The 18,971-nt window shown below is 67.7% G+C and carries 16 protein-coding genes and 1 pseudogene; 11 read left to right on the top strand and 6 right to left on the bottom strand.

Annotated features, from left to right (window positions below; all coding sequences use genetic code 11):
• Positions 1–202: 202 nt before the first annotated feature.
• Positions 203–2,992 (bottom strand): TIR domain-containing protein, encoded by a 2,790-nt coding sequence (locus GKC29_RS14820; protein ID WP_230689039.1) that lies wholly within the window; start codon positions 2,990–2,992, stop codon positions 203–205.
• Positions 2,993–3,187: 195 nt separating this feature from the next.
• Here GKC29_RS14820 and GKC29_RS14815 point away from each other — a divergent pair, with 195 nt between their 5' ends.
• Together GKC29_RS14815 and GKC29_RS14810 are read left to right on the top strand one after the other, a co-directional pair.
• Positions 3,188–3,493, top strand: coding sequence for a hypothetical protein (locus GKC29_RS14815; protein WP_155331391.1), 306 nt, complete (start codon positions 3,188–3,190; stop codon positions 3,491–3,493).
• A 147-nt stretch (positions 3,494–3,640) separates the two neighbouring features.
• Complete coding sequence (locus tag GKC29_RS14810; RefSeq protein WP_155331390.1) at positions 3,641–3,931, top strand: hypothetical protein; 291 nt, start codon at positions 3,641–3,643, stop codon at positions 3,929–3,931.
• Positions 3,932–4,069: 138 nt separating this feature from the next.
• On the opposite strand, the gene GKC29_RS14805 is transcribed toward GKC29_RS14810, so the two are convergent.
• The gene (locus GKC29_RS14805; RefSeq protein WP_155331389.1) at positions 4,070–4,324 is read right to left on the bottom strand and encodes a hypothetical protein; all 255 of its coding nucleotides are present in this window, start codon (positions 4,322–4,324) and stop codon (positions 4,070–4,072) included.
• 281 nt (positions 4,325–4,605) lie between these two features.
• Here GKC29_RS14805 and GKC29_RS14800 point away from each other — a divergent pair, with 281 nt between their 5' ends.
• A complete protein-coding gene (locus tag GKC29_RS14800; protein WP_155331388.1) occupies positions 4,606–5,955 on the top strand; it encodes a hypothetical protein in 1,350 nt (449 codons plus the stop codon).
• 158 nt (positions 5,956–6,113) lie between these two features.
• Positions 6,114–6,521, top strand: coding sequence for a transposase (locus tag GKC29_RS14795; RefSeq protein ID WP_230689038.1), 408 nt, complete (start codon positions 6,114–6,116; stop codon positions 6,519–6,521).
• On the opposite strand, the gene GKC29_RS14790 is transcribed toward GKC29_RS14795, so the two are convergent.
• A complete protein-coding gene (locus GKC29_RS14790) occupies positions 6,511–8,289 on the bottom strand; it encodes a reverse transcriptase/maturase family protein (protein ID WP_196255720.1) in 1,779 nt (592 codons plus the stop codon). The genes GKC29_RS14795 and GKC29_RS14790 overlap by 11 nt on opposite strands.
• A gap of 537 nt (positions 8,290–8,826) precedes the next feature.
• Here GKC29_RS14790 and GKC29_RS14785 point away from each other — a divergent pair.
• The 7 genes and pseudogenes from GKC29_RS14785 to GKC29_RS14755 form a co-directional block, all read left to right on the top strand.
• Positions 8,827–9,768, top strand: a pseudogene (locus GKC29_RS14785) (IS701 family transposase); the annotation flags it as partial.
• 434 nt (positions 9,769–10,202) lie between these two features.
• Positions 10,203–10,799, top strand: a complete 597-nt coding sequence (locus GKC29_RS14780; protein WP_155331387.1) for an RNA polymerase sigma factor — start codon at positions 10,203–10,205, stop codon at positions 10,797–10,799.
• The gene (locus GKC29_RS14775) at positions 10,796–11,308 is read left to right on the top strand and encodes a hypothetical protein (RefSeq protein ID WP_155331386.1); all 513 of its coding nucleotides are present in this window, start codon (positions 10,796–10,798) and stop codon (positions 11,306–11,308) included. Before GKC29_RS14780 ends, GKC29_RS14775 begins: the two co-directional genes overlap by 4 nt.
• Complete coding sequence (locus GKC29_RS14770) at positions 11,308–11,577, top strand: hypothetical protein (RefSeq protein WP_155331385.1); 270 nt, start codon at positions 11,308–11,310, stop codon at positions 11,575–11,577. The genes GKC29_RS14775 and GKC29_RS14770 overlap by 1 nt, the downstream gene beginning before the upstream one ends.
• A gap of 246 nt (positions 11,578–11,823) precedes the next feature.
• Complete coding sequence (locus GKC29_RS14765) at positions 11,824–12,930, top strand: hypothetical protein (protein WP_155331384.1); 1,107 nt, start codon at positions 11,824–11,826, stop codon at positions 12,928–12,930.
• 157 nt (positions 12,931–13,087) lie between these two features.
• On the top strand, positions 13,088–14,128 hold the full coding sequence (locus GKC29_RS14760) for a M23 family metallopeptidase (RefSeq protein WP_155331383.1): 1,041 nt from the start codon (positions 13,088–13,090) through the stop codon (positions 14,126–14,128).
• 164 nt (positions 14,129–14,292) lie between these two features.
• Positions 14,293–15,645 carry a GTPase gene (locus tag GKC29_RS14755; protein WP_230689036.1) on the top strand — a complete coding sequence of 451 codons (1,353 nt, stop codon included), beginning with the start codon at positions 14,293–14,295 and terminating at the stop codon, positions 15,643–15,645.
• Here the strand turns inward: GKC29_RS14755 and GKC29_RS14750 are convergent.
• From GKC29_RS14750 to GKC29_RS14740, 3 genes are all read right to left on the bottom strand, one after another.
• Positions 15,597–16,715: an ISAs1 family transposase gene (locus tag GKC29_RS14750; RefSeq protein ID WP_230689035.1), complete on the bottom strand. Its 1,119-nt coding sequence runs from the start codon at positions 16,713–16,715 to the stop codon at positions 15,597–15,599. The two genes, GKC29_RS14755 and GKC29_RS14750, sit on opposite strands and share 49 nt — an antisense overlap.
• Positions 16,716–17,308: 593 nt before the next feature.
• On the bottom strand, positions 17,309–17,911 hold the full coding sequence (locus GKC29_RS14745; RefSeq protein WP_155331382.1) for an NADAR family protein: 603 nt from the start codon (positions 17,909–17,911) through the stop codon (positions 17,309–17,311).
• A 34-nt stretch (positions 17,912–17,945) separates the two neighbouring features.
• A complete protein-coding gene (locus GKC29_RS14740) occupies positions 17,946–18,860 on the bottom strand; it encodes a hypothetical protein (RefSeq protein WP_155331381.1) in 915 nt (304 codons plus the stop codon).
• Positions 18,861–18,971 lie beyond the last annotated feature (111 nt).

Below are 18,971 nucleotides of genomic sequence, written 5' to 3'. Positions count from 1 at the left end.
AGGGCCGGCCACTACCGGCGGGCCAAGCCCACACCGCCGGGGACGCCGTCGCCGCGGCCGCGGCCGGCCAACGCCCTGTCCGAGGCCGAACAGGCGAAGGTGCTTGCGGTGCTGCGCTCACCTCGCTTGAGCTTGGCGCGTAGACCTTCGGTGTCCTTGGCGACGCGGAATGGGCGCAGGTAGCCGACTTGCGAGATCGGTTTCAGTCCAGCGGGCGGCCACATGACAAGTCCTCAGGCGGATCGATGGCTGCAACGGATCGCCATTCAGACACCGTCAGGTTCCGACCTGCTGTCTGACAAGCGATCTGCAGCCATACATGATCGTTCATCGGCCATCGGACGAGGCTGCCACCTGAAGTCGCGGTCAGCAGTTCAACAGTGCCTGCGGCGCCGACCATGGAAGTCGCGTGCCATGGACTGGCTGTTGAGCCTCGCGTCATCGGCGGCAACTGCAAGGACCCGAGCACGACACCAGATGGGATGTCGATCACTACTGCTCGCCCGTCCGAACGCAGGCGAACTACTAGCCCCGTGCCAGGCACCACCGCAATTGCTACTGCATACCCGGCATCGCCTGCCACCGTACGCTGCCTCGCCGTTCCCTCCTGATCCCACACCTCAAGATCGCCGTTCTCGCGCACCACCAAAAGGTAGCCCTCGCCGAAGGTGACGGCTTGGGCGGGCGGACCGGCCAGTTCGTGAGAGCGAAGCGATTCAACGTCAGTTACAACGACACGTCGGGTCGTATCAGACTGAACCACCGCGGCGTTCCGCGCGTCCGCGCTCACGGCAGCCGCTACGGTTAGATCAGCACTGCTCAAACCATTAGCTAAAGAGGGATTCTCCGGTGCACCGGGCGTCTGCTTAAGCACCGCGCCGTCGGAGGTGCGACGCACCTGCAGCCCACCACCGGCCTCGACGAAGACAGCCCGACGGCCATCGGCGGATACACCCGCAGCTAGAATGCCCGCATCGCTCGCCGCGGGCCAAACGCCAACATCGGGTCCGGAGCCTAGGAGAACGCGGGTCGCCCCACCCGCCCCAACCAGCCAGAGCCATTTTCCGTCGGCGCTCCACAGCGGGATTCGATTGTGCTCAACGTAGAAGGGAAGGATAGGCTCGCTACGCACCAACGAGTCGTCTAGCGTATGGACGGCACCTACATCAGAGTTTCCGCCTAGCACGGCGACGCGTTTGCCATCGCGCGTCACAGCAATGCGTGGCGGGGGTCCGACGTTAGCAACCTCTGGAACGTCGACCCACGATGCGCGGCTCAAGCGCGAATGCTGGCTGATATCCCACAACGCGAGGGAGTCGGCCGCCGCCGACACTAGCTTGGTCGAGTTGCCGACAAATGCCATAGCGTCGATCCGGCCGCTACCTGTCAACTGAATCGGCGCGCCAGGATCATCAGCCGTACTGGCGATCCAAAGTGTTCCGCCACCCGAGGCTGCCACGTACTTGCCATCGTTTCGGATCGTGAGCAGTTCTGGCTGGGCAACCGGCACTTCAGCGCCCTTGATCTCGCCAGAGGAGGTGTTGTTGTTGACTTGAAGGACTACCTGTCGGTACTTGATGTATCCGAAGTAGGACGCCTCCGCCGATCCGCCACCAGCGTAGTCACCGGCTGGAGTGGTGGTGTCATCCGAGTATGACGACACAGACAGGTCGCTGGTACGCATACGCTCCCAAGCGCCTGTACCGCCGGCAAGGATGACCGTCGACTCGTTCGGCATCCCGACGTCAGACCAATATTTGCGCGATCGTGTGGCGCGTATGCGGCTACCGGTGGCCGGGTCATATAGGGCCACGGCCAGGTCAGCACCGTTGCCATTTTTCACGATCATCGCTGCTAATGCGCCTGATGGTGACACTGCAATGGAAACCGCACCCTTGGCTTCGAAACTCAAGGGAGAAGAAGGGCCGGTGGCCTTCCACGTTACCGCAACTGTCCCATCTACAGCTAATGTGGTGCCGCCGTCCGCACTGATCGCGACACTGAGGATCTCATCGTGGCCTAGCCGAATCTCATCCAACGTCCAGGTATCCAGCCTCCATCGGAGGAGGCGACCATCGTCGGTGCCGGCAACAACCGTGTTTCCATCGGCCGATCCGGATACAGCCGTGACCGTTGCGCCCACTGGCACCTGCCGTACAAGGTGAGGGCTTGCTGTCAAAACGTCCAATAACGCGGCTGCGGTGCGGGGATTGCGCTGCATCCGGTAGCCTTCGACGGCGAGGAGCTGTGCGCGGTCGGCCTGTACCTCCATTTCGGCAATGGCCGTGGCGGCGAGCAGCTGAGCCGTCGCAGTTCGGGTCTGGCTCTGTGCCTCCTCACTCTGGATGACGGCGTAAACTGTCGCGGCAAGAAGGAACACAAGCAGGGTGGCCAGGCTTCCTATCGCCAACCGCGCATGCCGCATCGCCTGCCGGTGCCTTCTCACGTGCTCGCCGATGAGGAGGTCCTTCGGCATGTCTCGGATAGCCGACCCTAGCTCCGTAACACTCTCACGCAAGCGCGGATTCGAGGCGTCTGCCAGGTCGGCATCACGCAGCCATCGTAGGTCAATCCAACGCGGCTCCTCAGCCAACACACCCCGAAGCGCGGGCGGGACGGCGGTACTCGTCTTGAAATCCACATCCCCTACGTCCTTGTCCCAGACGAAATCGCCGCTGGTTACCGCTAGGAGCAGCCGATTGGGTGAACGGTTTGCCACCCACCAGGCCACCTCCCGGTTGACCCACTCGGAGCGTGCGGCTTCTGGCGAGGCCATTAGCACGAACCACTCGGATGAAGCCAGCGCACGTTCGATGGCAGACCACAGACCCGGCGATGCGGATAGGTTGGCAGCATCCCTGAAGACGCGTAGTGCGCGCATTCGATACCAGGGCTTTGCGAATCGCTCAAGCTCACCTTGCACAACGGGGGCGAGCTTTCCGTCGAGCGCATGGCTGTACGAGACAAACGCGTCAAACTTGTCTTTCGGCACTGACATGTCCATCCTCCCCTGTCATAGGACAGTCAGTTGTAGACAAATGTTGCCTACCTGTCAATAGACAAGACGTGACACCAGGTCGCAGGGCTGTTGCGTAGTCGTTTGATAGGTGTTGAGCTGGGAGTTTGTAAACATTCAGCTGTGGGTCGGTGGTTGGGCTGATCTGCCACCGCAGCTACTGTGGCCTGCGTGAGCATCGCCGACGCCCGTGTGATCGCCGCGCTGGCGGAGCCGGAAGTGTTGCTGGTGTTCAGCGCGGTCGTCACCGCCACGTCGACGGCGCGGGCCGCTGGACAACTTCAGGCCCCCTGTATCAGGAACGTCTTATATCACGCCCTTTGGCCTGGCGAAGAAGACGTCGCTGCCACGGGACGTGATCGAGAAGGCGCTGAGACTCAGCGGATACCCGAGGCCGCTGGTGTTGGAACGCAACGAGCGGGCCGGTGGCGCTTTCGCTATGACCGCGCGGCCGACGTTCTACCTCAACTCCCGTAACCGCGGGAAGTGCAGGACTGGCAGGCTACCAGCGGGCAAGCCTGAACTACCTACCGGGCGCACCGATCCAGGCAGCCAATGTGTCCATGGCGAGTACGGCCCTGGCGCGCACAGTGGGCGGCTAGCCGGATCGCCGACGGTCCCGCGGTGACGTTCGACCCGGAGGCCTGCCGGGCCTGGCTGGCCGACGGCGTCGCCGACGAGCACGGCATCGACGCTACCTTCCGTACCACCGAGCTGACGATCCCGGCCGGTTTGGAAGCGCTGCTCGCCGCCCTCGACGACGACCCGCAGCCGCAGGTGTGGCACCTGCATCCCGCGCTGCGGCAGGTGCAGGTCTGGCGCACCGCCGACGGCGACGGCGTGGACGGCGGCGCCATCATCACCGCCGACCTGGCCATCGACGGCGAACGGGTCCGGTTGGCCAGCCTGCACTAGGGCTTCGACGACTTCACCACCGACAGCGCGACCGCCGGCATCGACGCCGCCGTAGAAGCTCTCGACCACGTCGCCCGACTCGTCAGCGCCGAACTCGCCGCCTACCAGCGCAACACCGCAGCCCCCAACGGCCACGCGTCATCGGCGGCTGGACAGCGACCAGCCCACGCCGATGGTGGTCGTCGTCGCCCGGCTGCCCAGGTTCAGCGCCGGCACGGCGGTGATCCAGCAGCCCGGCTGGTGGGCCGTGGCCGTCAGCACCGACGGACCCGACGAGGCCGAACAGGCCGCCATCGCCGCGCCGCGGACCACCGCAACCAGCTGACCCAGCCGCAGCCCGACCGGTCGGCTCGCCGAGCCCGCCGGCGCCCACCACGTCGCCGGTCTCGACACCGCTGCACCTGGTAGTCGCCCGGCCACCGACACCACCTCCGGCCACGGCAGCCAGGCCGGGCTCCGCCCCCGCGTCGGGCGGCGACTACCTGATGTTCAACGCCGACGCCGACCAGGGTCGGCGATCTGCCCACCTGGGACTGGTAACCGCCAGACCCAGCGACCCACCCGTTTGACCCTTCCGGGGATCGTGCCGGCCGCGTGCCGCGACCCCGGGGTGCCCCGGGGTGGGTACGCGGCCCGGCGCGATGCCCCGGTGACCGAGGAAAGGATGCGGGGCCATGTTCGAGCCATCCGCGCAGATCGAGTCCCTTCTCACCACCGTCGCCTTGAGGCAATCTGCCGCTGAGGGAATGCGGGCGATGACGCAACGGGAGTCTGAGTTCCCGAGCCCGTGGCAGGCGAAGCTCACCGGTATTGCCCTGGACCCCTACGGTCGCGACTTCGCTGACCAGGTCTTGGACGCCTACTGGTCGGACGAGCCGCGTCAGCAGGACACGCTCGGTTCCAGCGGCACCGACCGTGAGGTCATCATCGGTAGCGGCTTCCACGCAGCGACGTACGCGGCAGTTCGCGTCCTCAGTGGGTACCCGAAGCCGCTGGTGTTGGAACGCCACGAGCGGGTTGGTGGCACGTTCGCCATGACCGCGCGGCCGACGTTCTACCTCAACTCCCGCAACCGGGCGGGAAGCGCCGGACTGGCAGGCGACCAGGGGGCAAGCCTCAACTATTTGCCGGGCGCACCGATCCAGGCAGCGAATGTGTCCATGGTCGAGTACCAGACGAACACGGACATGGCGTTCGTGATTCGCCTCGCGTTGGCGCAGTTCGCCGACGTGGTGACCAACGCCAAGGTCCTGTCGGTCGCTCGTGACGGAACCGGGGTGCAGATCGAGATTGAGGATCGCGACCCGCTGCCCGCCGGGCGGGTCATCGACGCCCGAGGCGTGGGTGACCCGGACGACCAGGACGTTGCCAACGGCACCACGATCCTCACCTTCCCGCAATTCATGCGGCGCATGGCCGACATGTGGCCGCTGCGCGGTGTGCATCGTGTCGCGGTTGTCGGTGGTGGTGACTCCGCCAAGTGCGCCGTCGAGTCGTGCCTGGGTATCGCGCCGCAACCGTTCATGGCCGCTGCCGCGCTGGACCGAGTGGACCGGATCGACTGGTACGCCGACGACCTGCCAACCACGTGCGAGGCGTGGCAGGAAGACATCCGTGGCAGGTATCAGGCCATCGGTCGCTACCTGCGCCCGGACGGGTTCGGCGTCCGGCGACTCAACGTGCTGGGTCGCCGGGCACGGCCCGTCGCGCTGCCCGGCGCGGCACTCATCGATGGCCGCACATACGACCTCGTCGTCGTCTGCACCGGCAACCGAGAGACGGACATCGACGGGCTCGACCTCGGGTCCTTCGACGAGTACACCACTACCGACGGGAACGTCGTTGCTCGTGAGCACTACAACCTGCCCGCGTTCCGCGTCGGTCCGCACGCAAGATTGCCCTTCACCCAGCGGGAGAGGGTAGACGGCGTCGCGGACATCGCCGCCAACGCCGTCTCGATCTTCCGAACGGCGACCAAGACAGCCGCATTGGCAGCAACGCTTCCTGCCGTGACACGGGACTAATACTCCAACGTCACTTGGCTTCGGCGTTGGGCGTGGCGTGGGCATGAAGACGGCCACCGCGTTGATCATCGATGGTTTGTGAGGACAACCGAAGATCGTGCGGTGGCCGCGTGCCACAGCGTAGACCCGCCCGGTGGCGGGTCATCCTGGACAAGGCGGTGACGCGTGTCGCTGACCGGTTCGTGCGGGCCGAGCCACGCCGGACGGCCGGGCAGTTCGTGGAAGGGCTGCTGTCGGACGCGGAACGTAAGACCTGCTGGTCGCTTGCGGAGCGGGCGGGGCACGGTGATCCGCAGGCGATGCAGCGGCTGCTGCGCACGGCGGTGTGGGACGCCGATGCCGTGCGCGATGACGTGCGTGACTGGCTGATCGAGCAGCTCGGCCATCCCGATGGTGTGCTGGTCTGCGACGAGACCGGCTTCCTGAAGAAGGGCGTGTGCTCGGTCGGGGTGGTGAGGTGGGGCGTTGACGAGGTGCCTGCCGGGGCAGGTCCTTTTCCAACGCCCTCCTCCCGAACCGGACGGGCCCGTTTCCGAGCATCCGGCTCTCCGGTGACTACTGCGTGAGTGCGGCGCTGTTCCCGGAGTGGATCTGGTGGTGACAGTCGGCGCAGACGATGAGCGTCTTGCGTCGCCGCTTGACCATGATCTTTGTCCAGGTGTTCTTGCGTGACTGCCCGGCCTGGTCGAGGTCGGCGAGTTTGCGGACGTGGTGGACCTGGATGTCCACTGATCCGCCGCAGACCTCGCACCTGCCTGCGAGGAGCCGATTGATCAACTCCTTGCGGGCGACGGCTGGGGTGGGACTGCGGTCGATGGGGGCCGCTGTCTTCTGCCGTTTGAGTGGGATGCCGCCGAACCGGGCGACCAGTGGTGGCCTGCCCTCGCGTTCGATGCGGGCCTCGAAACACCGTCGCTTGCCGTGCTGGGTGTCGATGGAGGTCCGGTATTTCCGGGCCATCTTCGACACCGCTGAGCGGTGCTTGAGGGCCAGCGTCTTGAGCATGGAGGTCTCCATGACCCAACGCAGCCGGCTCAGCCGCCAGACATCTCCGGCGGGCAGGTAGTACTGGACGATGCCTCGGTACTCGGCCCCGTAGGTCGCGATGATGGTGTGGTCATCGTGGTTGACCAGCCGGGTCCGATGCGCGGGTTCACCACGCTGTAGGTACCGAGCGCACTTGGCCTTGATCACCGTTTTCGGCACGCGTAACCCGATCGTGCCGTTGACCGTCCGGTTCCCACGATGGTGCATGTGGTCGCCGTGCTGGACGGTGATCTCGTAGCCGAGGAATCTCGCCGCGCCTGTGCGGGCGTGCGTGATCAGCGTTTTGTCCTCGGACAGTTCCAGCTTGAGATCGTCGCGCAGGAACTGAGCGAGACGCCGTTTGATGTCCTCGGCTTCGGCTCGTGGTCCGACGAACCCGAGCAGGGTGTCATCGGCGTAGCGCACGTAGCGCAGCCGCCGGTAGCCGGGATCGTTCGGGTCCCGGCTGGGCAGGCTGTGTAACTGCTGGCGCAGTTTCCGGGCCGTGGTGCGGTCACCACGGACACGGGCACGTGCGGCCGCGTCTTGCACCCGGCAGTAGGCACGGTTCTTCGCCCTGCGTTCGCCTCGGGTGTACTCGGGGATGAGAACGTTCTCGACGAACGTGTCCAACCGGTGCAGATAGATGTTCGACAGGATCGGGGAAACTACGCCGCCCTGCGGTGCCCCGCTGAGCGTGGCGTTCCAGACCCAGTCTTCCAGATACCCGGCGGTGAGCATGTTGCGCACCAGCCGCAGAAACCGGTTGTCGTGGATGTGCTCCGCCAGCGTCGACAGCATGACCTTGTGGTCGAGCGTGCCGAAGCAGTCGGAGATGTCACCCTCGATGAACCAGGCCGTCGCCGTCCAGGTGGTCGCCACCTCGCGTAACGCGGTGTGGCAGCCCCGGCCGGGACGGAACCCGTGGGACCGGGCGGAAAACCGCGGCTCGTAGTACGCCTCCAACAGCAGGCGCATCACCTCGCCGACGAGTTTGTCCGACCAGGTGGGCAGGCCAAGCGGTCGCCGTTTCCCGTTCTTCTTCGGGATCCACGCCCGCTTCACCGGGCTGAACCGGTAGCGCTCCTGGCGCATCGCATCGATGATGCGGCCGATCTTGCCCAGCGACATGCCGTCCACGGTTTCTGCGCTGGCCCCCGGTGTCATCGCGCCCTGGTTGGCGTAGATGCGCCCGTAGGCCAGCAGATACAACTGCGGGTTGAACATCTGTCGATACAACTCATCCAGCGGCAGACCACGCTTGCCGCGTTCACGCAGGACACCCAGCACCGTTTCGGCGCTCTGCATTTCGCATACCTCCCGAGTCCTGTGGTGTCCGAATCACCTGCGCTCCTTCGCCCTGCGGACGGCTTTCCCGTCCTCCTCGGCCGGACGTGACCCCGGCGACTACTACGAGCGCTCCGTCGCCGTAGGGCTCGCGCCCCGTAGGCGATCCCGCGTTCGTCTCTGTTGCACGTGACAGCACGACGTAGGCGACCCACTCATCTCCTTGAATGCCCTCGCTGGGCATCGCCCTGCGCCCCAGAGGTTGCCCCGACCACGCTGTAAAGCCAGAGCAGAGCGCGGCGCCGGTTCCAGGCGTCATTTCCGGCGGATGGTACTTTTCATCGTCTGGAGATTGGGTTTCAAGCAATCCAGCCTTCGCCATATCGCGCGGGTCCCACGACGCATCACGTCAGACGCCTGACCATGACCGCCGGTTTCCTGGCATGCTCTTGTCCCCATCGCCTTTCAGCTCCGGGTAAGCCATCAGACCCAAGAACCTCCCTCCAAGTTCCTCCCAGCTGAGCTGGGGATACAACAGAGCGCCTCGCGGCGCACCAGCGGCAGTACACGGGCACCGCCGGCCGTGTTGAGAACAGCCAGGTCGGGGTGTTCCTGGCCTACGTCACCCCGCACGGTCGGGCGATGATCGATCGCCGGCTCTACCTGCCGGAGGCGACCTGGTGCGACCAGCCCGATCGTCTCGCTGCCGCCGGTGTCCCCGACCAGGTCGGGTTCGCTACCAAGCCTGCCCTGGCCCGCCAGATGATCGCCACCGCGATCGAGGCTGGTGTCCCGGTCGGGTGGGTGACCGGTGACGAGGTCTACGGCGCCGACCCGGGCCTGCGTGCTGACCTGGAACACCGCGAGATCGGCTACGTCCTGGCGGTCGGTTGCGACCGGCGCGTGGCGGTCAACGACGGCCGCACCCTGATCCGCGTCGACGACCTCGCCGACCGGATCCCCACCCGCGAGTGGCAGCAGCACAGCTGCGGCCCCGGAGCGAAAGGACCCCGCGACTACCTGTGGGCCTGGATCACCACCGCCACCCGGCCCGGGGAGCACCGGTGGCTGCTCATCCGCCGCAATCGCACCACCAGCGAGCTGGCCTTCTACCTGTGCTGGTCACCCCGCCCCGCGCCGCTGCACACCCTCGTCACCGTGGCCGGCTCCCGCTGGAGCATTGAGGAGCTGTTCCAAACCGGCAAAGGCCAGGTCGGCCTCGACCACTACCAGGTCCGCGGCTGGACCGGCTGGCACCGGTTCATCACCCTGGCCATGCTCGCCCTGGCCGTCCTGACCATCCTCGCCGCCACCGCGCAGCAGCCCGACGCTGAACCGGAAATCATCGCGCTGACCGTCGCCGAGATCCGCCGACTCTTCAACGCCTTCGTCCTCAACCTGCCACTCCCACCAGCGCACACCCTGCACTGGTCAACCTGGCGACGAACATCCCAAGCCCGAGCCCGACGATCTCACTACCAGCGCAGACAGGCCAAGTGACGTTGGAGTACTAACGCACTGACGTCGTCCGGCTCGCCAACGCCGAGCTCACCGCGGATAGGGAGAACCAGCTCGCCCTCACGGCTACGCCGTCATTGGCAACTGGCACAACGATCAGCCCCTACCGGTCGCGGGTCGTGGTCGTCGACTGCCCAGCGTCAGCGTGACCCACCAACGCGCCTGGTGGGCCGTCGCCGTCAACGCGGATGACCTGCGCCGAGGCCGAACAGGCCCTCGCCTGAATGCGGGCCACCGCACCCAGCGGACCTAACCGGGACCTGACCAGTCCAATCGCCGAGGCCCCAGGCACCCACCATCTCGTCATCGCGACACCGCTTCACCTGGCCGTCGCCCGGCCACCGGCACCACCTCCGGGCACGGCCAACACGCCGTGCCCGGACCCAAATTTCGATCGTGAGAAATGGAGCTCCGTCATGGCACACACCCGCCGCCCCGCGCGGCGCCGCCGCGAGACCTCGCCGGCCACCCTCGACCTGCTGCGCCGCGCCCAGAACGGCGACCGCGACGCGTTCGGCCGGCTCCACGCCCAGCACCTCGACCTGGTCACCCGGTACCTGGCCGTCCGGCTGCGTGACCGCGACGCGATCCCCGACGTCGTGCACGACGCCTTCGCCGACGCGCTCACCGAACTGGCGTCCGCACCGCAGGACGTGACCGGCCGAATCCTCCGGCTGACCGCTCGCGCCTGTACCCGGCACGGCTGGGCCGCCCGCCGCTACCTGCGCGCCGCCCACGAGATCAACGACCGAGCCGCCATCGCCCCGGCGCCGGTGCCTCGCACGCTCACCGTGAGCAGGAGGATGGCGTTCGTGGCCGGCATGGCCCGCCTGACTAACAACCAGCGAACGGCGATCCGGCTGCGCTACCTCGACGGCTACCCCCGCGATCTCGCCGCCGCCGTCATGGGCCGCAGCTCGCAGACCATCCGGGACTTGGAACGGCGCGGGCTGCGCCGGCTCAACGCCGCACTGACCCGTTCGTCGGCCGGAGCCACGGCGGTGGCGCGATGAGCACGAGCCGCCCCACGCACGTTTTCAGCGGTGACTGGTTGGAGAACACCGACCTGTCCTGCCAGCACCGCTACCGGGAAGGGTTCGCCGGCATCCCGGCCGGGAGGTGGAACGGCTGGGAGGTCTTCACGGTGACGCTGCAGGTGATGCGCGCGATCGTCGACAGCCACCACGCCGAGATGACGGCGGCGATCGCCGCGTCGGTCGCCGCCGGCGCCCATCTCGACGAGGCGTGGCTCGACGCGCTACAGCGCATGGCGTCGGTGTCGTGGCTGGGCAGCCTGGTCGTGGTCGACAGCCGCGTCCTGCACAGCGACCCCGCGCTCGTCGATGTCATCGCCCCGGACAAGGACGGCCGCTACCGCGTCGGCTTCGGCTGGAAGTGGGACGTCGTCGACCCCGTCGATATCCACACTATCCACCACACCGCCGACGACGGACCGTCGCCGCACCACCAGTGCCCGGATGGGACGCCGGCGCAGCCGGGCTCGACGCGGCGGGAGGCGTGATGCTGCGCCTGCTGTACGTCTCGGTTCGGGGCCACAAGTGCCTGCACGGCGGGCCGACCCTCGATGCCGACGCGGACGTCCCTGCCGGGGTGGGAACCCCGTTCATCAGCGTTGACCAGATCGAGCGACTCGTGCTTCGGGAACTACGCGGTCTCGGCGTGTACTGGCAGGTCCAGATCGTCGACGAGGCCGGCACGGTGGTGCGCCGCGGGTTCCGCAGCGGCTACAACGGCACCGGCGAGCACTGGACGTGGCGGGACGCGTCGTGACCGCCCACACCTTCATGTCCGACAACGCCGTCATCGCCACCATCGACGCGATGCGGGCCAGCGAAGGACACCTGATCCACCATCCCCGCTTCTCGACGGACACCGGCTGCTGGTGACCGTCCCCGGCGGGACGCACACGCCCACGTGGCCCAGCGTCCCGCACCGTGGCGCTGGGCCTCTTCGCATACGCAGGAGGAACCCCATGGCCCTCACGTCCACGACGACCCCGCCGGCGGCGGGCGAGCGATGAACCTCACCGCCAAGCTCGGCGACGGCCCGCACGGCCGAGCCGCTGAGCACGCCGCGTGGATCTTCTACGTCATCGCCGCCCTCGGCTCCACCATCGGCCAGATCTGGGTCGGCGTGCAGACCCCGCCCTGGCCGGACGGCCTCGATTGGTGGTGGCGAGCCGCCCTCGTTGCCCCGTTCGCCGCTGTGATCGACCTTGGCGGTGTCGTCACGGCCGTGCTCGCCGACTGGCGGCAGCGCCTCGGCGAGGCCGCCTACGGGTGGCGAGTCCTGTCCGCCGTGTCGGTGACCGTCGGTGTCGCTATCAACGTCATCGGCCACCACGATGTGCCCTACCTGGCCGCCGTCTTCGGCGGCCTCGGCGTCTTCGCCTACTCGGTGTGGCAGATGCACAGCGCCGCCCGCCGCCGCGACGCGCTGAGGGCCGCCGGGAAACTCGCCGACACCGCGCCGGTCTACGGCCTCGCCCAATGGTGGCGCGAGCCGGCCGTCACCCGCCGCGCCCGCTCCCTCGCCCTCGCACACCGCCTCCCGCTGCACGAATCCCTCGACGCCGCCCGTCAGCAACTACGCGACGAAAAGCGCCGCGTCGCCCTCGCCACCCACGTCGAGACGCTGATCCGGTCCCGGCACGACGACCCGGTCCGCGCCGACATCGCCGCCACCACCCTCGACCTCGACGCGGTCGCCGCCGCCCTCGAAGCCCAGGCCGACGTGCCTGGCTGGGCCCGCGTCATCGGCGCCGACCTGCTACCCCCAGCTTCGCCCGACGGCGACGCCGACCCGGACGTCAAACGGAAACCTGCGGCGCCGCGCGCGTTGGCCGGGCCGATGCCGCCCGCCGACGTGCTGCGCCGCGTGCCGCAGGACCAGGCGTCCTACGACCGGTGGCGGCAACTGTGGGCCGAACTCAAGGCCGACCCAGATATCGAGCCGGCCGAGTTCGCGCAGCGGCACGGCATCTCCCTGCGGCAGGTCCAGTGGATCCGCCGCACCGGGAACAGCGGCCTGCTCGACTCGCCGCTGACCTTGATCGACCGGATCGCCCAGCTGGCCACCACCACCAACGGCCACGTACCGCACCATCCGGCATCCGCCTCGTAGACCATCCGCCGCCGGTGGCGGAACACACCCGTGTCCCGCCACCGGCGCACCCCTTCGAGGCCCGTGCCGGAACCGTCCGGCGTCCGCGGCAGATCGCCGCCGGCGCACCATTTCGAAGGGAAACTGCCATGTCCGCACTCACGCTCCGGCGCCGGCCATGAACAGCCGCGCCATCGCCACCATCGGCGCCGTCGTCCTCGCCGTCGCGTTCCTGTGCGTCGCCGCAGTGGCCACCCTCACCGGTGCCGCGTCGGCCTGCTCGGTCATCACCACCCCGAGCGGCACCACCGGCCGCTACGACGCCGAGCAACTGCACCACGCCCAGATCATCGTCACCGTCGGCGTCCAGGACGGCATCCCCGTCCGCGGACAGATCATCGCCGTCGCCACCGCGCTACAGGAATCCGGACTACGCAACCTCGGCAACCTCGGCGAGAACAACGACCACGACTCGCTCGGCCTGTTCCAGCAACGGCCCAGCCAGGGCTGGGGCACCCCCGCGCAGATCATGAACCCTGAGTACGCGGCGGGCGCGTTCTACCGCAAGCTTGCCACCGTTCCCGGCTGGCAGGCAATGCCGCTGACCGTTGCCGCGCAACGGGTTCAGCTTTCGGCCTACCCCGACGCCTACGACAAGTGGGAGGGCGACGCGAGCATCCTCGTCGGGCTCGCCTCCGGCCAACCCGGCGGCGGTACGGCCGGCCCAGGTGAGCAGTGCATCAGCGTCGGCGGCTGGATGAAACCGGTCCAGGGAACCCTGGTGTCCGGCTTCCGTAGCGCGCAGCGGCCCGGCCACGACGGCGTCGACATCGCCGCACCCAAGGGCACCCCGATCCACGCCGCAGCGTCCGGCCTGGTCATCCGCGTGGTCTGCAACGCCCACCTGCTCGACGGAGACCCGTACTCCTGCGACGTGGACGGCGATCCGGTCAATGTCCGTGGCTGTGGCTGGTATGTCGAGCTGTTGCATCCCGACTCGACCGTTACCCGCTACTGCCACATGGTCCGCCGCCCGTCGGTCGACGTGGGCCAACAGGTTGCCGTCGGCCAGGTCGTCGGGCAGGTCGGCAGCAGCGGCCACTCCTCTGGACCACACCTGCACCTGGAAACCCACACTGGCCAGCCCGCGACCGAGTCCAACGCTGTTGACCCCGTTGGGTTCTTCGCCCTGCGCGGCCTCGATCTGACTGCCACGTAAGAAGGTGGAGGTTCTCACGACGCGGTGGCCGTCTCTCATCTACGCAACACCCCCATCGGGGCCAGGTCGTACACCACTTCCGTGGACGCGACCGATCGTGAGAAGGTCTGGACGAAAATTTCTCGGCAAGCATTTCGCCGGGGAGTTGGCGACGCGTTCGCGCCGTGACGGGCCTGTCAGCGGAAAGTGATGACGAGTTGACGACAGAGGTGGTGTCGCTCGAGGAGGCCGTTCGATCGGCCGTCGAGCAGGGACACGCGGAACTGACGCGCCTGGATGACATCACGGACGACCTGGTCGGCGCATTTGCGCAAGGGCAGCGCGTCGCGCCGTCCTCATCCGGCCTGATCACCCGGCTGGACGACTTCGCTCGTGGGTTTCCGGCGGGGCTACGGCGTCACCTCGATCGTGAGCGCGAGTCGCTCGGGTCGTTCAACATCGCATTCTTCGGGCGTTCCGGTGTCGGAAAGAGCACCCTGCTGTCGGTGTTCGGCCGGCTCGACGGGGAGTATGTCTCCCCATGGGGTGCCAGCGACTGGACCACCGAGGCGCGCCCCATTGAGTGGCGGGATTGCCGGCTGTTCGACACACCTGGGATCAATGGCTGGGGACGGACCGAGAGCCGCGACGTTCTCGAGGACAGGGCTCGCAATGCAGTCGAGATCGCCGACATCGTGCTTCTGTGCTTCGACAGCCTGAATCAGCAGGCGATGGAGTTCGAGAAGATCGCCGCCTGGGTCCGCGACCACGGAAAGCCGGCAGTGGCGGTCCTCAACGTCCGCAACGCGCGCTGGCGCCACCCCGCCAAGGTTCCCGAGGCTCGCCGCAGGAATCTGTCCGAATCGGTTCGCCAACACGCCGACAATATTCGGACCCAGTTCGTACAGATCGGGTTGCCCGACACACCGGTCGTTGCGATCCACAGCCGGCGGGCCTTGTTCGCGCGCGCCGCGACCCCCTTCCGCGGCCCAGCCCAGGAGGGCTTCCACCACGAGCGGGAGGAGTTCGGGAAGGACTACCTCGATCGCTGGTCGAACTTCGGGACGCTCGAGCGCCTGATAGTCGCCTCGATCGCGGAAGGCGGAGCCGAGCTCCGGTTGACCGCGCTGCGCGAGGACATCCGATCACGGTGCCGCCGAGGGGTCGGCGAGCTCGAAGACCTGGCGGTCGAGATCGAGCAGGAAGTGGAATCCCTCGAACGCGAGGTCGAGTCGCTGTTCGCCGTGTTGGGCTATCCGGAAGACACCGAACGTGCCGAGTGGCTGCATGATGCGGCTCTCAGCGCGGATCTGGTTGACGTGTCCGAGCAGGCGCGGGGCCGCCCGTACACGCCGCCGGTCAACGGGGCACTGGACCGCTTCGTCCGGCACCTCGCTGCCTCGCACTTTGCGGGATGCCGCCGGCAGGCGAAGGCCAACGTGGATGACCTGATCCGGAGGGCCTTCGAGGCAGGGCCCCGGCAAAGTCGTCAGGTGATGCCGAGTAGGGCCAAGGGGCGGGTGCTGTCGCGGGCGTGATGCCGGTTTGCGGCGGCGATGTTGGTGACGCCGGCGGTGCGGAGTGCGCCGATGGCGGCGTTGCGGAGGGCGGCCATGACTTGGGGTCCGGTGCCGGTGCGGATCTGGGAGCGGTCTTCGTCGTAGGTGACGTCTCGTACCCAGTGGACCTTGTTCTCGATCGACCAGTGATCGCGGATCCAGCCGGCCAGCTGGGCGGGTTTGGCCTGGTGGACGCGGAGGTCGGTGATCGCGTAGACGGTTTCGGTGGTGAAGCGTTTCGGCTGGTCGAGGCGGTGTCTGCGGCGGCGGATCTGTAGGGCCTGGGCGGCGTGTGGGAAGTCGATCCCGGTGGAGATCGTGAGGATCTTGAGGGTGCGGATCTCGCGTCGGCCGTGTCCACGGTCGGTGTCGCGGGTGGCGTCGGGGACGGCTCGCCAGGGCAGGCCGGCGAGTTGGGCGTGCAGGCTGGGCTGGTTGGCCTTGACGGTCAGGATCCAGTGGGCGCCGCGTTGCGCGAGGTAGGCGACGTGGTCGCGCTGGCAGTGCAACGCGTCGACGGTGATCACCGCGTCGCGGAGGTCGCTGATCTGGTCCAGCAGTGGCTGGAACCGGGTGATCTCGTTCGTCTTGCCGTCCACGTCCGTGCTGGCCAGGACCACTCCGGTGGCCTGGTCGCAGGCCGCGAGGACATGCCGGGCCGGGGCGTCGGTGGTGCGGGAGCCGCGTAGCGTTTTGCCGTCCACGGCGATCGCTCGCCTGCCCGCCGGTGGCGTGGCTGCGCTCCGGCTGGCGAGCCAGCCGCTGATAGCGGCGGTGAGCAGGTCCGGGTCCAGTACCTGCAACAACCGACGGATCATCGCCTCCGACGGGCGCCGGTCCGGGGCGATACCCAAAGCGAGTGCGGTCGCGGCCGGCACGTCAGCGATCCACTCGGCGATCGCGGCGTACGAGCGGTAGCCGGCCACCATGGCACACACGGCCGCAGTGACGACGACCGTCAACCGGTGCCGCACCCCGCGGCGGGCACGGGGATCCGGCAACTCCGCCAACGCGGCGGGCAGCCCAGCAGCGGCTTCGGCCACGGTCACAGCCGGTGCATCGGACACAGACGAGATCAGCGATGATGGCAGGGCGGGCATGACTCACTTCGGACGATCAACAAGGCGTAGAGAACCTCGATGATCATCTGAACCGGTCATGCCCGCCCTGCTACCACCAGCAAAGGCGCGTCTACACCAACCCCATCAAGCCGGACACCCCGCGACTTTGCCGGGGCCCTGGCAACAACACCGCCAGGTGACGGAGTTGTCCGCCGGAGAACGCTCGCGCGTACTCGCCGATCACGATCGCCTCGAAACCACGATCAGGGTCGGCTACCGCGGCGAGTAGTGCCGCCGCCTGCGGCCGGGCGGCCTATGACAGATCGCGGGTGTAGCCGACGTCGAAGAACTGCGCCACGATCCGTCCACGGCCGGCGACGAGTTCGGCGGCGACGTGTCGAGTTGCCAGCGGCGCGAGGACACCGCGTCTTGGTAGTCATTGGTCGAGACCCGCCCGTAGAACGCGAACCGCAGCCCAGCCTCCACACCGCGACCACGACGGCGAACCCTCGGCGTCTTTCCATCGATTCACGCCGCGAGTAGAGCCTCGTCGCGGGCATTCCGCACAGATGGCGTGTCGATCACTGGCTGTCCTGGCGTAGCTGATCGCGGGCGTCCATGAGCGCGAGGCCGAGCAGGTTCTTGCCCTGCCACTGTGCCGGATCGCCGGCCCGCGGATCGTCAGCGGCGAGCCCGATTCCCCAGATCCGGTCCACCGGGCTGGCTTCCACGAGGATCCGGTCGCCTGTGCCGAGCAGGTACGACCGCAGGTCGGCATGGTGTCCGAACTTGGCGACGCTGCCGGTGACCACGATCGCGTACCGCCGAGCCTCCCACACGGCCTGATCGAAGCCGCGGACCTGCCGTCCCAGCGTCTTGGCCCGGTGCGGGTGCGATGCGGTCAGGACCTGTTCGGCCACGTCAGTGTCGCCGAACAGCGTCGCTTTGGACCACATCATGTAGTGCTCGGCGGTGGCGAACTCGCGCCCGCCGACGGTGAATGGGGCGTGCCACCACTGGCTCAAGCAGCCGGCGCCGATGCTGCCATCCCGCTGCGGTTTGTGGCCCCAGAAGTGCAGGAACTTCACCCTCTCGCCGGAGGCGACGAGGTCGGACAGCTCGGCGACGGTACGTGCATGCACGGCGGCCAGTTTGCCCGACCGGTCGATGCGCTCGCCGCCCATATTTCCACCGACGACGGTCGACTGCCTGTCGGCGTCACGGAGCCGATGACGCTGATGATCGCGGCGTAGCCGGTCCACCCGCCGCGAGGTCGTGCACTACTGCTTTGGGGAGTGTCGGATTGGCTGCCGCAGCAGCGGCAACGATGGTGTCGGCGTCGGTGAGCAACTGGGTGATCGTCTGTGCGGGCAGTGCGGGGTGGCTCGCGGCGATCCGGCGTGCCTGCTCGTCGGCCAGGCAGGCAAGTAGGGCCTCGGCTGGCGCGTTCGGGTGCGCGGCGATGCAGCGGAGCGCCTTGTGCATCGGTGATGTCTGCTGGGCAAGCTGTATCAGCAGGTCTGGCGGACAGGACGGGTTGCTGGCGGCTTTCGCGGCGACCCGCGGACCGTGCGCCGCGACAATCGTCCGTAGCTGGGCTTCGCTCAAGGCTGGGTTCGTAGCGAGGGATGTGAGCACTTTGGCGTCGTGGTCGTCGGCGAGTTGATCGATGATCTGGCTGGGAAGGTCGTGTCGCGCGGCGAGGAGCATCCGCACGGCCGGGACCGTCGAAGCAGCGAGTTCGCTGATCTCGGCGGGTGTGGCTGCCGCGATGCGCGGCAGCAGGGTGGGGCCGATCTTCGCCGATGCGGCCAGCTCGGCGAGGACATCGAGGGGCACGGCTGGGTTGTGAGCGAGGCGCCGGCGTACGTCGTAGGTGGTGTCGCCGGCCATGGCCCGGATGAGTGCTTCGTCGATGGCGGGGTTCGCGGCTACGTCGCCGCGGATGCCGGGAGTCGGATCCTGCGCGAGGGCTCGGTAGGCGTCCTGCGGCAGGTCGGTTCGGACGGCAAGCCGCCAGCGCACGTGTATCGACGGATGCGCGGTGAAGCGGCTGACGGTCTCGGCGGGCGTGCGGATTGAGTGTGAGGGCGTAGTCCAGGTCGTGCAGTGCGTCCTGGTGCCTGCCGTCACAGCTCCAATGCTCTGCCAGCCAATGGCCGGAGCCGTCACATGCCGGGCACTGTTCTGCGGCCGGCGCGCGGCGCTCGGCCAGCGCGACGAAGAGGTGACTCGGTGCGTGTT

Source organism: Micromonospora sp. WMMC415, assembly GCF_009707425.1.
Taxonomy (GTDB): Bacteria; Actinomycetota; Actinomycetes; order Mycobacteriales; family Micromonosporaceae; genus Micromonospora.
The sequence above is the reverse complement of the archived record's forward strand: the minus strand, read 5'-3'. Positions and strand labels throughout refer to the sequence as shown.

Coding starts and splice junctions, on each gene's coding strand:
- GKC29_RS14800 (WP_155331388.1), top strand. CDS start 4,606: ATGTTCGAGCCATCCGCGCAGATCGAGTCCCTTCTCACCACCGTCGCC.
- GKC29_RS14790 (WP_196255720.1), bottom strand. CDS start 8,289: ATGCAGAGCGCCGAAACGGTGCTGGGTGTCCTGCGTGAACGCGGCAAG.
- GKC29_RS14780 (WP_155331387.1), top strand. CDS start 10,203: ATGGCACACACCCGCCGCCCCGCGCGGCGCCGCCGCGAGACCTCGCCG.
- GKC29_RS14775 (WP_155331386.1), top strand. CDS start 10,796: ATGAGCACGAGCCGCCCCACGCACGTTTTCAGCGGTGACTGGTTGGAG.
- GKC29_RS14770 (WP_155331385.1), top strand. CDS start 11,308: ATGCTGCGCCTGCTGTACGTCTCGGTTCGGGGCCACAAGTGCCTGCAC.
- GKC29_RS14765 (WP_155331384.1), top strand. CDS start 11,824: ATGAACCTCACCGCCAAGCTCGGCGACGGCCCGCACGGCCGAGCCGCT.
- GKC29_RS14760 (WP_155331383.1), top strand. CDS start 13,088: ATGAACAGCCGCGCCATCGCCACCATCGGCGCCGTCGTCCTCGCCGTC.
- GKC29_RS14745 (WP_155331382.1), bottom strand. CDS start 17,911: ATGGGCGGCGAGCGCATCGACCGGTCGGGCAAACTGGCCGCCGTGCAT.